The organism is Streptomyces griseus, assembly GCF_001715295.1.
Classification (GTDB): Bacteria; Actinomycetota; Actinomycetes; order Streptomycetales; family Streptomycetaceae; genus Streptomyces; species Streptomyces griseus_G.
The window spans coordinates 228914-245472 of the sequence record NZ_MDKB01000001.1 but is presented as its reverse complement, the minus strand read 5'-3'; the positions used below and the strand labels follow the sequence as shown (position 1 = coordinate 245472).

Annotated in this window: 10 protein-coding genes; 5 read left to right on the top strand and 5 right to left on the bottom strand. The window is 73.4% G+C overall.

What is annotated here, in order from left to right; all coding sequences use genetic code 11:
- The first annotated feature begins 17 nt into the window (after positions 1-17).
- A complete protein-coding gene (locus BA175_RS00965; protein ID WP_069169250.1) occupies positions 18-6716 on the top strand; it encodes a beta-ketoacyl synthase N-terminal-like domain-containing protein in 6699 nt (2232 codons plus the stop codon).
- A 119-nt stretch (positions 6717-6835) separates the two neighbouring features.
- Here BA175_RS00965 and BA175_RS00960 read toward each other — a convergent pair whose 3' ends face one another.
- Together BA175_RS00960 and BA175_RS00955 are read right to left on the bottom strand one after the other, a co-directional pair.
- Positions 6836-8041, bottom strand: coding sequence for a right-handed parallel beta-helix repeat-containing protein (locus BA175_RS00960; RefSeq protein ID WP_069169249.1), 1206 nt, complete (start codon positions 8039-8041; stop codon positions 6836-6838).
- Positions 8042-8689: 648 nt separating this feature from the next.
- Complete coding sequence (locus BA175_RS00955) at positions 8690-9310, bottom strand: helix-turn-helix domain-containing protein (RefSeq protein ID WP_438947301.1); 621 nt, start codon at positions 9308-9310, stop codon at positions 8690-8692.
- A gap of 149 nt (positions 9311-9459) precedes the next feature.
- Between BA175_RS00955 and BA175_RS00950 the strand changes: the two genes are divergently transcribed.
- Positions 9460-10452, top strand: coding sequence for an alpha/beta fold hydrolase (locus tag BA175_RS00950; protein ID WP_069169248.1), 993 nt, complete (start codon positions 9460-9462; stop codon positions 10450-10452).
- A gap of 81 nt (positions 10453-10533) precedes the next feature.
- On the opposite strand, the gene BA175_RS00945 is transcribed toward BA175_RS00950, so the two are convergent.
- Positions 10534-11025: an SMI1/KNR4 family protein gene (locus tag BA175_RS00945; protein WP_254667786.1), complete on the bottom strand. Its 492-nt coding sequence runs from the start codon at positions 11023-11025 to the stop codon at positions 10534-10536.
- Positions 11026-11204: 179 nt separating this feature from the next.
- Positions 11205-11678, bottom strand: coding sequence for a hypothetical protein (locus tag BA175_RS00940; protein ID WP_069169246.1), 474 nt, complete (start codon positions 11676-11678; stop codon positions 11205-11207).
- Between the two features lie 310 nt (positions 11679-11988).
- Here BA175_RS00940 and BA175_RS00935 point away from each other — a divergent pair, with 310 nt between their 5' ends.
- Both BA175_RS00935 and BA175_RS00930 read left to right on the top strand, forming a co-directional pair.
- Positions 11989-12858 carry a universal stress protein gene (locus tag BA175_RS00935; RefSeq protein ID WP_069169245.1) on the top strand — a complete coding sequence of 290 codons (870 nt, stop codon included), beginning with the start codon at positions 11989-11991 and terminating at the stop codon, positions 12856-12858.
- Between the two features lie 323 nt (positions 12859-13181).
- The gene (locus BA175_RS00930; protein ID WP_069169244.1) at positions 13182-13640 is read left to right on the top strand and encodes a CBS domain-containing protein; all 459 of its coding nucleotides are present in this window, start codon (positions 13182-13184) and stop codon (positions 13638-13640) included.
- A gap of 293 nt (positions 13641-13933) precedes the next feature.
- On the opposite strand, the gene BA175_RS00920 is transcribed toward BA175_RS00930, so the two are convergent.
- Positions 13934-15442, bottom strand: a complete 1509-nt coding sequence (locus BA175_RS00920) for an AAA family ATPase (protein WP_254667785.1) — start codon at positions 15440-15442, stop codon at positions 13934-13936.
- Between the two features lie 468 nt (positions 15443-15910).
- Between BA175_RS00920 and BA175_RS00915 the strand changes: the two genes are divergently transcribed.
- A complete protein-coding gene (locus tag BA175_RS00915; RefSeq protein WP_069169241.1) occupies positions 15911-16516 on the top strand; it encodes a flavodoxin domain-containing protein in 606 nt (201 codons plus the stop codon).
- Positions 16517-16559 lie beyond the last annotated feature (43 nt).

The following is a 16559-nucleotide window of genomic DNA, read 5'->3' as shown; positions in this document are numbered from 1 at the left end:
AGCGAAGTGAGCTCCGCATGACCTTCGAACCGATCGCCGTCGTCGGCCGGGGCTGTGTGCTGCCCGGTGCGCTGGACCCGGACACGTTCTGGGAGAACATCGCCGCCGGCCGCACCAGTCTGTCGGCCGCCCCCGCGGACCGGTGGCGGCTGCCGCACCGCTGGGCCATGGGCTCGGTGGACGACCACCTCGACCGCACCTGGACCGATGTCGGCGGTTACGTCGAGGGGTTCGAGTCCGTCTTCGATCCGAGCGGCTTCCACATCGCCCCGGAGCGGATCTCCTCCCTGGACCCGCTCTTCCACTGGGCCCTGTACGGGGCGCGTCAAGCGCTCGCCGAAGCGGGCCGCACCGGCCCCCTGCCGCGCGGAGGGCTGGTGCTGGGGAACCTGTCGTACCCCACGGCGGCCGGGGCGCTCTTCGCCGAACACGTCTGGCTGTCCGCGCAGCGGCCCCCGCTCGACACCGCCCTGCTGACGGGTGGGCGCCGTACGCGCCCCGACGCCCGCAACCGCTTCTCCTCCGGGCTGCCCGCCCGGCTCGCGGCCCGGGCGCTCGGGCTCGGCGCGGGGGCCTGGTCCCTGGACGCCGCCTGCGCCTCCTCGCTGTACGCGGTCAAGCTGGCGTGCGACCGGCTGCACGACGGCACGGCCGACCTGATGGTGGCCGGTGCGGTGAGCCGCCCCGATCCCCTCTACCTCCACGTGGGCTTCTGCGGGCTGTCCGCGACGAGCCGCACCGGACGCAGTCGCCCCTTCCACCGGGACGCGGACGGGCTGGTGCACGGGGAGGGCGCCGGGTTCGTCGCCCTGATGAGGCTGGCCGAGGCGCGCGCCGCCGGGCTGCTCGTGCTCGGCGTCATCCGCGGGGTGGGCCTCTCCAACGACGGGCGCGGCTCCGGACTGATCAGCCCCTCGCAGGAGGGTCAGGTCCGGGCCATGCGCCTGGCGTACGCCATGGCGGGCGTCGCTCCCGAGTCGGTGTCGCTCGTCGAGTGCCATGCGACGGGAACTCCGGTCGGTGACGCGGTCGAGGTGCGTGGCATGGCCCAGGTCTTCGGGGCCGGCGACGACGTGCCCATCGGCTCGGCGAAGTCGAACGTCGGCCACCTGCTGGCCGCGGCAGGCGTGGCCGGGCTGCTGAAGGTGCTCGGTGCGCTGCGGGCGGGGATCCGTCCGGCGACGCTGGGCGCGCAACGGCCACTGGACGCGCTGTCGGGCACGCCGTTGCGGGTGCTCACGGCCGCGGAGGAGTGGACGGGGCCGCGCAGGGCGGCCGTGAGCGCCTTCGGGTTCGGCGGGACCAACGCCCACGTGATCGTCGAGCCCGCGGACGCCGGTCTCCCGTCCGCCGTGCGCCGGCCGGGGCACGGCCCGGGGCCGGCCGTGTGCAGGGGCGGGCCGGCCGCCCCTGCCCGGGGTCCGGCTCCCGGCGGGCCGGGCTCGCCCGTACCGGTGGCGATCGTCGCGGTCGGTGCGCGGGTCGGCGAGGGCGCGTCCGCCGAGGACTTCCGCCGGGCGGTACTGGGCGGTGAACGGCGCGGTCCCGTCACGAAGATCGACGTGGAACTCGCGGACCTGTGCTTCCCGCCGCTGTCCCTGGAGCGGACCGTGCGTCATCAGCTCCTGGTGCTGGAGGCCGCCCGGGAGGCCGTACGGACGGTGAGTCTGCCCCGCGAGCGGACCGTGGTGGTCATCGGTACGGGGGTGGATCCGGAGGTGGCCCGCGCGGGTGCCCGCTGGCGGGTTCCGTACTGGCTGGAGCAGGCCCGGGCGGCGGCCGTCACCGTACCGCCGGCGGAACGCGCGCGGGAGGCGTTCACCCCGCCCATGACGGCGGAGGGGGTGGTGGGCAGCATGCCGAACCTGGCGGCGAACCGGATCAGCACCCAGCTGGATCTGGCGGGCCCCGGGTTCACGGTCTCCGCGGAGGAGGCGTCCGGGCCGCTCGCGCTGGAACTCGGGGCGAGGGCCGTCCGGTCGGGGGAGGCCGACGCCGCTGTGGTCGGGGCCACCGACCTGTCGTGCGAGGCGGTCCACCGGGCCGCAATGCGGGAGCTCGGACGCGAGGACGAGCCCGGGGACGCGGCGGTCGTCCTCGTCCTCAAGTCCCTGGACACCGCTCGCCGGGACGGCGACACGGTCATCGCCCTGCTGGACGAGGAGGGCACCGGGGAGCCCGACATGGTCATCGGTGACGGTCCCGACGCGGTGTTCGACCCGGCGTCGTCCTTCGGTCGTGCCCACGCCGCCTCCGGGCTGGTCTCCGTCGCGGCCGCGGCGCTGTCGCTCCAGCACCGCTCGGTCCCCCGTACGGGCGGGCCCGCGGACCCCGCGGCCGTCGCCCGCACCGCTCGGGCCGTGGCCGCACCGCTCGGCGGGCCCCCCGTGGACGTACGGCTGCGCGCGGGCGACGCGCTGCCGTGGCTGCGGGGCCCCGCTCCGCGTCTGCACGTCTTCTCCGGGGCCGACCGCCGGGAGGTGCTGGCCGCGCTGGCCGCCGGTACGGAGTCCTCGGCCGGTCCGGCCCGGCTGGCCCTCGTCGTCGACGGCGGCGCCTCGGTCGCCGGCCGGCGGGAAGCGGCCCGTCGCTGGCTGGCGGAGGGTGGGGCCCGCCCCGCCGGTGTGCGGTACCGGGACCGGCCGGTCGCCGGGCAGACCGCCTTCGTGTACACGAACGGCTCGGCCGTGTACCCGGGAATGGGCCACGAGTTGCTGCTGGCCCTGCCGTCCCTGGGCGAGGCCGTCCGGGAGGGGCACCGGGCGATCGGCACCCGGTTGCGGTCCCGGACGGAGCCGGGGGTGCTCGGCCAGATCTGGGCCGCCGCCGAACTGGCCGTCTTCCACACCGTGTTCAGCCGCGAGGTGCTCGGGCTGCGGCCGGACGCCGCGCTCGGGTACTCCTCGGGCGAGTCGACCGCGCTGGTCGCGCTGGGGGCCTGGCCGGACGTCACGGGACTGTACCGGGCAACCCGGGACAGCGGTCTGTTCACGACCGAACTCACGGGTGAACTGCGGGCGGTGCGGCGCTACTGGAAGCGGCGGGGCATCCAGGGGTCCCGGTGGTCGAGCTATCTGGTGAACGCGCCCCTGGACGCCGTCCGGGCCGAGCTCGCCGCCGAGTCCGCGGTGCATCTGATGGCGGTGAACGCGCCGGATGTCTGCGTGGTCGGTGGGGAGGCCCGTGCGTGCGCGGCCGTCGTGGCCCGGATCGGCTCCGACCGGGCGATCCTGCTGGACTACGACATGGCGGCCCACGCCCCGGAGTTGGCGGAGGTCCGGGAGGTGTGGCGCGAGACCCACCACCGTCCCACCGCCGACGTGCCCGGGGTCCGGTTCTACAGCGGGGCCACCGGACAGGCGTACCGGCCGACCGCCGAGCGGGCCGCCGAGGCGCTCACCGCTCAGGGGCTCGGCACGATCGATTTCGCGGCCACCGTCGAGCGGGCGTGGGCGGACGGTGTCCGGGTCTTCGTGGAGCACGGCCCGCGCAGGCTGTGCACCGGCTGGATCAAGCGGGTGCTCGGCGACCGGGAGCATGTGGCCGTCGCGCTGGACGCCCCGGGGGACACCGGGCTGCGGCAGCTGTGCCTCGCGGTCGCGGAACTCGTCGTCGCCGGAGTGCCGGTGCAGGTCGAGGAGTTGCTCGCCCGGCTCGCCGGGGCGGCGACGGAGCTGCCGCGTCCCGGTCCCGCCGTCACCGTTCCCGTACCCCCTTCTCCGCGCCTGCCGCCCTTGGAGCCCGCTGTGACCGTCCTGCCCCGGGCGCCTGAACTGGCCCCGGTACCGGCCCGGGGTGCCGTCCCGCCCGCCCGTTCCACCACCGCAGCGGACCGGCTCCCCGCCCCCGCGGGCCACGAGCCCGGCCGCGCCGCCGCACCCTCCCCGGGTGCTGGGGGACAGCCGTCCCTGCCGTTGGCCGAAGTCGCCCCGAGGCCCGCGGCGACAGGGGTCAGGGGCGCGGTCGCCCGGCAGAGTCTGCGCGTCGCCGCGCTGCACCAGGAGGTCATGGCCGCGCACGTAGAGGCCCATGAGCGGTTCCTGCGGATGTCCGCGCTGGCGGTCACGGCGCTGACGGCCGTCGGCCGTACCGGGCCCGGCACCGTACGGCCGCCCGGCCCGGCCGCACCCCCTCCGGCCGCCGGGCCCCCGCGCCCGGTCCTCCCGCCGCCCGCCCCCCGGGCGGCGGCGGCACACGCGGAATCGGCGTACGCGCGACCGACGCAGGCCGGAGCCGCGCCGGCGTCGGACACGAAGCCCGGGCCGTCCTTCGACCGTGCCCAACTGGAGTACCTCGCCTCCCACGAGATCTCCGCCCTGTTCGGTCCCCGCTTCGCCGAGCAGGACGGATACCCGGTGCAGACGCGCATGCCCGAGCCGCCCATGCTCTTCGCCGACCGGGTCACCGGCATCGACGCCGTGCCCGCGGCCCTCACCCTGCCGGGTCCGGTCCGCACGGACGGGAGGATCTGGACGGAGACCGACGTCCTGCCCGGCAGCTGGTACCTGGACTCCGCGGGCCGCATGCCGGCCGGCCTGCTGATCGAGGCGGGCCAGGCCGACCTGCTGCTGCTCAGCTGGCTCGGCGTCGACCTCCTCAACCGGGGCGAGCGCGCCTACCGGCTGCTCGGTTGCGAGGTGACGTTCCACGGCGCCCCGCCGCAGCCCGGCGAGACCCTGTGCTTCGAGATCCACGTCGACGGCCACGCGGAGGCCGACGGTGTCCGGCTGGCCTTCTTCCACTACGACTGCCGTGTGGACGGCGAGCTGCGGCTCAGTGTCCGCGACGGTCAGGCCGGGTTCTTCACCCCCGCGGAACTCGCCCGCAGCGGCGGTGTCCGCTGGGATCCCGCCGAGCACGCACCCGGCGACGGCCTGCCGCTCGACCCGCCGGCCGTGCGCTGCGAACGGACCCGTTTCGGCGCGGACCGGATGCGGGCCCTGGCGCAGGGGCGGCCCGCGGACTGTTTCGGCCCCGGCTTCGAGGCGACGGCGGCCCATGTCCGCTCGCCGCGTCTCGACGAGGAACGCCTGAGGCTGCTGGACGAGGTCACCGCGTTCGACCCGGCCGGGGGGCCGTGGGGCCGGGGATATCTCCGCGCCGAGACGGCGTTGTCCCCGGACGACTGGTTCTTCACCGGCCACTTCAAGAACGACCCGTGCATGCCGGGCACCCTGATGCTCCAGGGCGGCGCCCAGGCGATGGCGTTCTACCTGACGGCCATGGGCTTCACCGTCGACCGGGACGGCTGGCGCTTCGAACCGGTCGGTGGGCACCCCTCCCGGGCGATCTGCCGGGGTCAGGCGACGCCGGAGAACCGGCGGGTCGTCTACGAGGTGTTCGTACGCGGTGTCTCGGCCGGCCCGGTGCCGACGCTCCACGCCGACGTCCTCGGCTCGGTGGACGGGGCGAAGGCGTTCCTGGGCCGCGACATGGCACTCCGGCTGGTTCCCGACTGGCCCCTCGCGCACTGGCGGCACACGGGCCCGCCCGCCGTCCAGGCCGGCGGAGTGCCGGTGCCGCTCCCGCCGCTCGGCGGGCCGGCGGAGCACCGGGAGGAGAAGCCGGTGGCCGTGGCGGCCGACGGGTTCCGCTTCGACCACGCCTCACTGCTGGCATGCGCCTGGGGAAGGCCGAGCGAGGCGTTCGGTGCCATGTACGAGCCGTTCGACGGTATCCGCAGGGTGGCCCGGCTCCCCGGCCCTCCGTACCACTTCATGAGCCGGATCGTGTCGGTGGACGGGCCGCAGGGCGGGATGCGGGAGGGCAGCATCGTCGTCGCCGAGTACGACGTGCCCGCCGGGGCGTGGTACTTCGAGCAGAGCGGTGGCCGCACCATGCCGTTCGCCGTTCTCATGGAGGTCGCGCTGCAGCCCTGCGGATGGCTGGCGTCGTACGTGGGCAGCGCGCTGACGAGCGAGGCCGACCTGCTGTTCCGCAATCTCGACGGGTCGGGGACGGTCACCGGCGAGATCACCCCTGCCACGCGCACGGTCCGCACCACGGCCGAGCTGACGAGCGTGTCGAGCAGTGAGGACGTGATCATCGAGTCGTTCCGGGTGAGGTGCACCGCCGACGGCGCACCCGTGTTCTCGCTCTCCACGGTCTTCGGCTACTTCCCCCGGTCGGCCTTCGAGGACCAGCAGGGGCTCACGGTGCCGGCGGACGGCCGGGCCAGGCTCGGCGAACCCTGCGGCCACACCGTCGATCTGACCACCCGTCCCGCCCGCTACTGCACCGGGGAGCCGCGCCTGCCCGGTCCGATGCTGCTGATGCTGGACCGGATCACGGGTCACTGGCCGGACGGGGGCGGCGCGGGTCTCGGTAGGCTGCGGTCGGAGAAGGACGTCCGGCCGGACGCCTGGTTCTTCCGGGCGCACTTCTTCCAGGACCCGGTGCAACCCGGCTCGTTGGGGATCGAGGCCATGTGCCAGCTGCTCCAGTACCACCTGCTGGAGACCGGCGCGGCCGACGGCGTCCCCCGTCCCCGGTTCGAGCCCGTGCTGCCGGGCCGCGAGACGGTCTGGACGTACCGCGGCCAGATCACCCCGGCCAACCGGCTGATCCGGGTGGACATGGACATCGTGGAGAGCGGTAGGGACACGCGGGGGCCCTATGCCGTGGCGGACGCGTCGCTGTGGGGCGACGACACCTGTATCTACCGGGTGCGGGGGCTGGGCATGCGCGTGGTGCCGCAGGAGCCTCCCCTGCCGTGAAGCCGCCAGGCACCGGCTTCGCAGGGCGCCCGTACGGGCCGCGGCACCGCTGTCCGGGGGCGCCTCTCCGGCAGCTGGACGCACCCCCCGACGCCTGCGCCGGGGGGTGCGGCGGTTCGCTACGGCGTCACCCTGGTACCACCGAAGCTCACGACGAGGGAGCCGTCCGCGGCGAAGGCCCAGTCCAGCGCGCCCGCGTAGGCGGAGCAGGCCGGACCGTTCGAGCCGGTCCAGAACTGGTTGGAACCGTCGGCGTCGCCCACGGTCTTGTCGTTGGACCCGTCGCCGGCGCGGCACGAGACGTTGTCGCGGAAGACCGACGTGCCCTTGTCGAAGGAGAAGTTGCGCTCGGCGTTGTCGATGCCGACGTTGTCCGAGACCTTCATCGAGCCGGGATTGCTGTTGTAGGTGAATCCGTGGTGGCCGTTGTTGTAGGCGATGTTGCGCCGGACGACGTGGTCCACCTTGATGCCGTCGCCGCCGAGCTTGTAGCCGTTGCGGTCGCCGTCCGGGTTCACGGTGCCGTCCGAGAGGGTGCCGTTGTCGTAGGAGAGGGAGTCCTCGATGGTCACCGGGCCGATGGGACCGGTCTCCGACTTGGTGTAGAGGTCCCAGCCGTCGTCGATGTTGTGGTGGGACACGGTATGGCGGAAGACGTTCCCGGGTCCCGAGGTGAGCTTGGCGGCGAAGCCGTCGGCGTCCTCCCCGTCGGAGTCGGCGTTGTCGTGGGACTCCGAGCTCAGGATGAGGTTGTCGGCCGGCCACCGGTCGTGGGGCGTGTCGGAGGCGATCCGCGAGATCTGCAGGCCGGAGTCGTGGTTGAAGCGCGTCACGACCCGTTCGATGACGTTGTGGCTGCCTCCCACGAAGATCCCGTTGTCGCCCGCGTGCTGCACGACGATGCCCTTGACGTGCCAGTACGTTCCGTTCACGGCCAGCCCGCGGTTGGCCGGGGCCTCCGCCATGGCCGAGAAGTCCAGGACCGGCCTCTCGCCCGGGTAGGCGGAGAGCGTCGTACGGGCGCTCGGCGTTCCGTCGTTGCCCGGAGGGATGGTGACGGTGCCGGACGAGGAGTAGGTCCCGCCGCGGAGGTAAATCGTCCCGCCGGGCGCGACACGGCTGATGGCGGAGGACAGCGTGGTCGGGTCGGAATCGGTACCCGCCGCGCCGTCGGTGCCGCCGGGGGCCACGTACAGGGCGGCGGCGGTCGCCTGCGCTTCGGCTCCCTGCGGGGACGGCACGGCCTGGGCCATGGTGACGGACAGGGTGAGGAGCGAGCCGGCCAGCAGGCCGGCGCACGCGAGGACGGGCTTGGTCTTCTGCATCGTTCGTCTCCAGGTCGGTTGATCCGTCCGGTCAGGCGGGTTGATCCGTCCGACCGGTGGGGGGGAGAGGCGAATCCGGGAAGCGAGGGCGGGAAGCGCACCCGTGGACGGGGTTGCGTCCGGCACGGGTTCGCTCGGTGAGTGCCCGGGTGGCACTCTCAGGCCGGCACACGGGGGCCGGTCCTCCCTTCCTTCCGCAGCCCCGGATGCGACCGCCCACCTGTTCCGGTCCTTGAACAGGTGGATGGTGGAATACCTCACCGCGATACGGGGCAAGCGCTTTCTAACGCCCTTTCAGGACGGTAGGCGCATGAGGTGCACACGTCAATGGATGCGTATGTGATTTCTGTTCATGTCAATGAACACCCGTGCGAGCCGCCGTGCCGGGTGGCCCGCTCCCCGGCGCAGGCCTCCGCCAGGAGGGGATGACCGCCCCCGGGACCTGGCAGAAGGAGGGCACGCAGGACACGCGGCGACTCCGTCACGTCGCGTCCGTGGCCGGCACGGTCACCGTGCCGGTGGTGCCGCGCACGGCGCCGCCCGCCGCCCGGCGCACCGCCTGCGACACGCCCCGTGCCGAGCGGCCGCGCCCGGCACGGACGTCCGGCCGTACGGGGTGCGGCGGCCTCCCCCGGCGGGTTCGCCGCCTCATCCGGCCGGGGGGATGCGCGGGCGCAGGCGTTCGCCCTGCGGTCCGAACATGATGAGGTACTCGACCGGCTCCCCGGAACCGGCGTTCGCCACCCCGTGGGGGGTGCGCGTGTCGAACTCGGCCACCTCGCCCGCGGAGAGGACGACGTCCTGCTCGCCGAGCGCCAGCCGGAGCCGCCCGTACAGCACGCACAGCCACTCGTACCCGTCGTGGACGACCTGGCGTGGCCGCGTCGGCGGTCCGTCCACGGGCGGGAGGACGTGTTTGTGGGCGTGCAGGCCCCCGACGTAGCGGGTCAGCGGGAGGACCGCCTTGCCGTCGCCGCGCCCCCGCCGGGCGGGCGGGGCCGGCCTGTTCCCTTCTGCGGACGGGGCTGCCGTCCCCCCGGTGGGGGCGTCGCCGACCAGCTCGTCCAGGGAGAGTCCGTACGCCCGCGTCAGCCGCAGCAGCACCTCCAGAGTCGGCGTACGGCGGCCGGTCTCGATCCGGGACAGCGTGCTGAGGGAGATGCCGGTCGCACGGCTCACGGCGGTCAGCGAGTCACCGCGGCGCTCGCGCGCGGCCCTCAGCCGCGGCGCCATCATGGCCAGCGCGTCCGCCACGCCGTCGTTCCTCACAGGTCACCCCGCCTCCCTTCCCGCGACCGCCGCCGCCACGCTCCTGTCCTGCCAGTTTGCCAGGCCGGCAAGGCTTGTCGCGCCGGCCGGCCGCCGCAGCGCAGTATCGGTGTGCCAGCACGGCCACACCGGAACCCGAGGAGAGAACCATGCCCCAGCCCACGCCCTCCGCCGACCTGCGTCACCGCACCGTCGAAGCGCCGGCCGGGCGGCTGCACCTGGTCGAGCAGGGCACCGGGCCACTGATCCTGCTCGTGCACGGCTTCCCCGAGTCCTGGTACTCCTGGCGCCATCAGCTCCCGGCCCTCGCCGCGGCGGGGTACCGGGCAGTCGCGCCGGACGTGCGCGGCTACGGCCGCTCCTCCAGGCCCGCCGCGACGCACGAGTACCGCATGCTCGACCTGGTGGCGGACAACGTCGCCCTGGTACGCGCCCTCGGCGAGGACCGGGCCGTGATCATCGGGCACGACTGGGGATCGAACATCGCGGCCACCTCGGCCCTGCTCCACCCCGGCGTCTTCCGCGCGGCCGGCCTGCTGAGCGTCCCCTACGCGCCGCCCGGCGGCCCCCGCCCCAGCGACCTCTTCTCCCGCATCGGAGGCCCCGAGCAGGAGTTCTACGTGTCCTACTTCCAGGAGCCCGGCCGCGCCGAGGCCGAGATGGAACCCGACGTCCGGGGGTGGCTCGCGGGCTTCTTCTCCGCGTTGTCCGCCGACACCATGCCGGGCCCCGGCGAGCCCGACCCGCACTTCGTGGACCGGGGGACGGGACGGCTGCGCGACCGTTTTCCGGCCGGCCCGCTTCCGGCCTGGCTGACCGAGGACGATCTCGACGTGTACGCCGCGGAGTTCGAGCGCACCGGGATGACCGGGGCCCTCAACCGCTACCGTGCCATGGACCGCGACTGGGAGGACCTCGCCGGCTACACCGGCGCCCCGATCGAGCAGCCCTCCCTGTTCATCGGCGGCGGTTCGGACGCCTCCACGACCTGGATGGCCGACGCCATCGACGCGTACCCGGACACGCTCCCCGGCCTGGTCTCCTCGCACATCATCGACGGCTGCGGCCACTGGATCCAGCAGGAACGCCCGGAGACGGTCAACCGCCTCCTGACCGCCTGGCTGGACTCCCTCCGGGACTGATCGCCCGGCGTGCCGGCGCGCCGCCGCGGGTGGGCACCGGACGACAAACCCGCGGCCGTCTCCGCGCCACCGCGTTCCTCCTCAGGACAGGGACTCGTAGAACGGGCCGTCAGGCGCGAGGTTGCGGGAACACAGCGTCACGTCCTCCCCCCGGAGATAGGCGAGAAACCATGCGCCGAACGTCATCTCGTAGAGGGTCCACGCCGGACTGTCGAACTCCTGGACAAGGACCCGCCACGGCGACGCGGCGTCGTCGGGCACCCGGAGGAAGACCGCCTCGCCCGTCGTCGCCGTGGCCACCGGCATCAGCTCCCCGGGGCCGGACCCCACCGGACCGGGAAGGAACTCCCGCATGTCCTCCTCGCGCCAGAGCTCGAGGTCCCTCCTGATCATCGCTCCCAGGCTGTGCAGAAGATGGCCGGCGGGATGCTTCAGATACAACTGCCCGTTGATCGAGACCGAGCCGTAGGCGTCGACGATCTCACGGAAGTCCGAGGGGAACTCCCGGCCGAGTTCCCGCTGGAGCGCGGTCCAGGGAGCCGGATCCGCCCAGTTGAACCTGGGTTCGCCCAACAGGGCCTCTGTCTCCGGAAGAACCGCCATCACGATGTCCCTTCAGTCAGTGCTTGCTCACGTGCGTCCCGTTGTGGCGTGTCTTCTTGTTCGGTCGACCCGGCAACACTGCTCTGTCAACCGCTACGGCCCCGCCTCGTCGGTCACGACGTGGTGCTCCCGCTTCGCTGCGCGCCCCGTCAGCCGGAGGCCAGACATCTGCGCGCTGCGGCCATGAACGCGGACTTGTGCGACTCGAGGTGCTCGTTCACCTCTGTGTCGCCGATGTCTCGCCACACCGCCTGGTTGAGCGCGTACCCGTAGAGGCGGACGGGCTCGTGCAGCGCTTCGTCGCACAACAGCATCACATTGCCCGATGCCGTCCACAGCGCGGTCATGACGGGCCCGGCGCCCGTCATCCAGCCGTTCTCGTCATCGCCCCACGGCTCAGGGCGGCTGTAAGCGACCCGCTCGGCCTCCTGCGCCTTCGCGACGAACTCCTTGAGCACCTGCAGCTGTTCCGCCCGACGGCTCTCCGCTGCGGCCACAGCCTGCCTGCGCTGCTCGGTCCGCTCGGCGGACCGCTGAGTGGCACGCTGGGCAAACGCCGTCAGCCCGCCCCCGAGCACGACGCCCGCGAGCGACAGGACCGGTCCCCAGACGTCACCTGCCACCGTGACACCCCTCCGAGATCACACCACGACCATGGACATGCTACGGAGACCGCGGCCGGTCCGGGCACGTAACCGATGACGTTCGCATGTACCTGGGCCGGTACCACGCCGAGCGGCGCCGCGTCGTGGCGAGTACGCGTCGACGGGCCACGCCGTCCGCGCGTGCCCGGCCTGCACGTCCTCGGGGCCCGCATGCACGGCGGGAGGATCTGGGGTACTCCTCGGAGGACGGAAGCGCTGCGCTCCAGCCCTGGGTGCCCGCGTCCGCGTGTCCGTCCATCCCGGCGTCGTACGAGACGGAGGCCTCTCCATGGAGCCAGTCGTCACGGTCGGCCTCGACGGCTCGGCCGAAAGCCTCGCCGCCGCCCACTGGGCCGCCGACGAGGCCGAACGCCGCCATGCCGGTCTCCGGCTGCTCCACGCCTGGCCCGCACTGGCGCCCGAGCCCACCCGCGTCCCCTCGGAGATCGACCAGAACTACTGGGCGACGCGGCTCGTGCACCAGGCGCGGGCGGAACTGCGGACCGGCCACCCGGGCCTCGTCGTCGTCGACAGCCTGGTCGCCGACGACGCGGAGAGCGCCCTGCTGAGGTCGGCATCGGAGTCCGAGCTCACCGTGCTCGGCTCCCGTGGGCTGACCCCCGCCGAGAGTTACTTCCTCGGCTCCGTCAGCATGGCCGTCGTGGCACGGGCCTCGCGGCCCGTGGTCCTGGTCCGCCCCGAAGCACCCGGGAGGGAGCCGTCACCCACGCGGGGCAACGTGGTGGTCGCCCTGAAACTGCACGGTCCGTGCGACGAGGTGCTCGCCTTCGCCTGCCACGCCGCAGCGGCGCGCGGCGGGCGTCTCCTGGCCGTCCACGGCCGGAGCCTGCCGATCCGGGCGCGCACCCCCTCGGGTGTGGACGACGAGGTGGCACAGGAGATCACGGACGAGGCGGCGCAGCGGCTGAGGCAGGTACTCGGACCATGGCGCGAGCGGTTCCCCGGCGTGGAGCTGTCCGAGACCGTGAGGCTGGAAAGCCCCGCCGAGGCCGTCGTGCGCGCCGCCGAGGGGTCCGGCCTCCTGGTCGTCGGCCGTCGCAGGCACCACCGTCCCCCACTCGCATCGCGCCTCGGCCCCGTGGCCCAGGCCTCCCTGCACCACGTCCGCTGTCCCGTGGCCGTCGTCCCCCATGACTGAACCGGACCGGTGCGAACAGCGGCCGCCCGTACACGGAAGCGGCGCGCCGTCCCCGGAAGACACAGCTCCCGCCTCCACGGGGGACAACACCCGCTACCACCACCGGAAAGGCGACCCGTCATGACCGCCTACGTCGTCCCGCACGAGCGTCGAAGAACGCGCGTCCCGGATCCCCGCGTGGAGATCCCGGCCCCGGCCGTCCGCGTACCGGCCCAAGGGCCGAAGGGCGTTCCGCCGTACGCCCCGGGAGAAGGGAACCGGCGGTCCGCGGCACCCGTCCGCCGGCCGGACCACTGCCGTGCCGGGGCGACCGGGACCGGCCGATGAAGATCGCCGAGGCGATGAGCAGTCCGGCGGTGTCCGTGCCCACCAGGACACCGCTGAAACAGGTGGCCCAGGAGATGGCCACGTACGGGGTCGGTTCCGTGGTGGTCACGGAGGGCGGGACCCTCCGCGGCATCGTCACCGACCGGGACCTCGCCGTGGGTGCTCTTGCCGGAGGACTCGACGTGGACGAGGCGGTCGACACGGTGATGACCTCGCCGGTGATCACGGTGAACGTCACCGACGACATCCACCGGGCCTACCGGATCTTCCGCACGTCGGGCATCCGCCGTCTGCCGGTGGTGGACGGACCGCGGGTCGTGGGCGTCCTGACGGTGGACGACATGCTCATGGACGTGTTCCGGCGGCTGGCCGACCTGCTCGGCCCGGTCGCCTGGAGCGTCCTGGAGGAGCCACCCGGTCCGCCTTCCGGCGGCACGCACGGGCGCGGGGTGTGACCGCGGGCGAAACTGCTTCGTTCGTTCGGCGCTCACACCCCGGTCGGCCGGCGTCCGCCTTCTCCGGCGCGGTACCGGACGTCAGAGAAACAGTGCGCTCACCGGGACCGTGGACACCGGTCGCCGGGGATGCGTTCTGATCATCTTGTCCGGCGTGTACGCCTTCGCACTCCGCGCGGGCAGCACGTCGCCCGGACTCTCCCGTGGGCCGGGCCGGACCTCTGCCCCGGTCTTCCGCGCGCGGGTCCCCTTCTTCTTGGTCACGGATGTGCTCCTTCCTCCACGGTGCGTGGTCACGTCCCGTCGTCGTAGAGCTCCTCGGGTGAGTCGTAGAGCTCCTCGGGTGACACGAGGAGCACCTCACCGTCCGCCTCGGCGTTCCTCAGTCCCGGGCTGAACCCGGCCGCTCCGTAACAGGCGAGGCGCGTCCGGCCGATGTCCTCACCGAGCTCGGCAAGGTCCACCAGAGAGACGCGCAGCCGTTCGAGGTCGGTGGTGGACACGGGATCGGTCCACCTGGCCACCCCGAGGGACAGCAGCGGTCCCGGGCGGCCGTCGCCGCGACCGCGCACGACGACGTCGACGCCTGTGGGATGGCCGGGAGTGTGGGGCAGCGAACCCGACAGCACGGACGCCGGTGCGGCGCCGAAAGTCCCGGCAGGGGCGAAGCGTGCCGCCCATTCCCGGCAGATCTGCGCGAAGTGCGGTCCTGCCACGCCGCGTTCGAAGGTGGGGCGCGCGTCCTGCCAGATCCTTTCGATCTCCGTGTCGTCCGCGTCCGCGAGCCGGAAGCGGTTCGGACGGATGACGGCATGGTCGAAGGCGAGCAGCGGTTCGCTGACGCGGTAGTGGACCAGGCCGGGGTGGAAGGCGTCGGGCTCCCCGCTGATCAGGCCGCGTTCGGTGAGGTGGGCAAGGATGTGCGGTACGTCGGTGGCCGGCCGGTCGAGCCAGTCGGCTATCTCACCGGGCATGGTGCGGCCGGACGCGACGGCGGCCACGGTGGAGTGGCAGGCGGCGAGGTCCCAGGTGTCCGTCACCCCGTCCAGCAGGTGGGTCGCCTTCCAGAACAGGGGCAGCCGCGGGGTGAGCACGTTCCGGCAGATCCAGGGATCGAAGTCGTCGGCAGTCTGGGGGGGCCGGTCCCCGGCGGGGTCGAAGCGGAAGGCCGGACTGCTGCCGACGACGGCGTGCACGCGCAGTGCGAGCGGACGGTTCCCGATCCCCCACAGTTCCCTCGCCCGCCGGAAGTCCAGGGGCGCGACCTCCAGCACGTCGTCGACCCACGTGGTGGAGGCGCTGAGCAGCCTCTTCATCACCGGCGTCGTACTGCCGCAGAGTACGAGCCGGAGCGGGGCCGAGTCCGCCGGACCGCGTCGCAGCGACCGGCACACGTCACTGATGGCGGCGGGGAGGCCGGGGCTCTGCCGTACCAGTTCGGGCAGCCCGTCCAGGACGAGGACCGTCGCCGGACCGCTGCCCGTCGCCGCCATCGCGAGAAGCGCTTCTCTCCACCCCGTCCAGTGGGGCGGCCGTGCCAGGTGCGCGTGGCTCGCGTACTCGCGGGCGACGGACCGCAACGTCTCCGCCTCGGCCGCCGGCTGCCCACCGAAGTAGAAGCCGCCCGTCGCTCGGGCCAGCGCGCGCAGCAGGAACGATTTGCCATGGCCGTGGGGGCCGGTGACGATACCGATCGCGGGTCCGGGCCGCGGATCGTCCACGAACGCCACAAGCCTGTCCCACTCCGCCTCCCGGCCGTGCAGCCGCTCGGGCCGGGCCACAGGCGTCATCGGAGCTGCCACCGCGTTCTCCCCTTTCCACGACACCTCAGCGCCTGCGAAGGACCAAATACGTGGTCGAACGGGATATATCGTCCCGTTCCACTGTACGAGCCGGGACAGAGACCGTGGGGGCCCGACCGGGTCCTCGACGGCCCCGTTCGGCCCCTCCCCCGTACCACCGGGCCTCACCTGGGGCCGGCCGGCCTGGAGACGTCCGTCCCCGGCAGGCGGCCGGGCCACGGCACCCGGTCCCCTGAACTCACGAGGGGGCCCGTGCACCGGCACGTGCACCGCGCGAAGGAGAGCTACGGCGCCGGCGGGAGCCGGGTGGGTCGTCGTCCGGGGCATGCGGGGCATGCATGACGACCCGTACGGGACGGTCGGGCAGGGCTCCACGGACACACACCCGGAACCACCCGGTCAACCCGGATCCGTCCGGGTACGTGCGACAGGTCGCGGACGGGAGGGCCGTGGACAACACTGGCGGACATGACCACCGCACCCGAGCCGTCGCGACGCGGCGACGCCGTCCGCGTGCTCGTGGCGTTCGCCGGTGTCCACGGCTCGACCCGGAGCATCGCCGAGCACATCGCCGGGCGCCTGGAGGAGCGGGGCCGCGTGCGGACCGACGTGCTCCCCGTGGAGGCCGTCAGCGATCCGGGCGCGTACGACGTGTTCGTCGTGGGCAGTGCCGTGCACGGCATGGCCTGGCTTCCCGAGGCACGGACGTTCGTACTCCGGAACGCCGGACTCCTCGCGCGGCGGGACGTGTGGCTCTTCAGTGTGGGGATGCCCGCTGCCCTGCGTGGTCCGTGGAAAGCGCTGGCCCCCCAGGAGTCGGACCATGTGGTCGGCGATCTGATCGAGCGGCTGAGTCCACGCGATCACCGTCTGTTCTCCGGCGTGATCGCACCCGAGCACCTGCCGACCACCGGGCGCATGAGGTTCCGGGCGATGGGCCTGCGCTACGGCGACTACCGTGACTGGCCCTCGGTCGACGCCTGGGCCGAGGAGATCGGCCGTGCCGTACGCGACCGGCCCCCGCAGCCTGACGGCCCGCCGACGGGCGGGCCGGGGCCCCGCTCCGGCCCCTGAGGCCTGATCGGCCGAGTCCACCGACGGCACCGGCGAACGGCCG

Bases quoted from the DNA above. Each gene is read 5' to 3' on its own strand.
- BA175_RS00915 (WP_069169241.1), top strand. From the start codon at position 15,911: ATGACCACCGCACCCGAGCCGTCGCGACGCGGCGACGCCGTCCGCGTG.
- BA175_RS00950 (WP_069169248.1), top strand. From the start codon at position 9,460: ATGCCCCAGCCCACGCCCTCCGCCGACCTGCGTCACCGCACCGTCGAA.
- BA175_RS00960 (WP_069169249.1), bottom strand. From the start codon at position 8,041: ATGCAGAAGACCAAGCCCGTCCTCGCGTGCGCCGGCCTGCTGGCCGGC.
- BA175_RS00935 (WP_069169245.1), top strand. From the start codon at position 11,989: ATGGAGCCAGTCGTCACGGTCGGCCTCGACGGCTCGGCCGAAAGCCTC.
- BA175_RS00965 (WP_069169250.1), top strand. From the start codon at position 18: ATGACCTTCGAACCGATCGCCGTCGTCGGCCGGGGCTGTGTGCTGCCC.
- BA175_RS00930 (WP_069169244.1), top strand. From the start codon at position 13,182: ATGAAGATCGCCGAGGCGATGAGCAGTCCGGCGGTGTCCGTGCCCACC.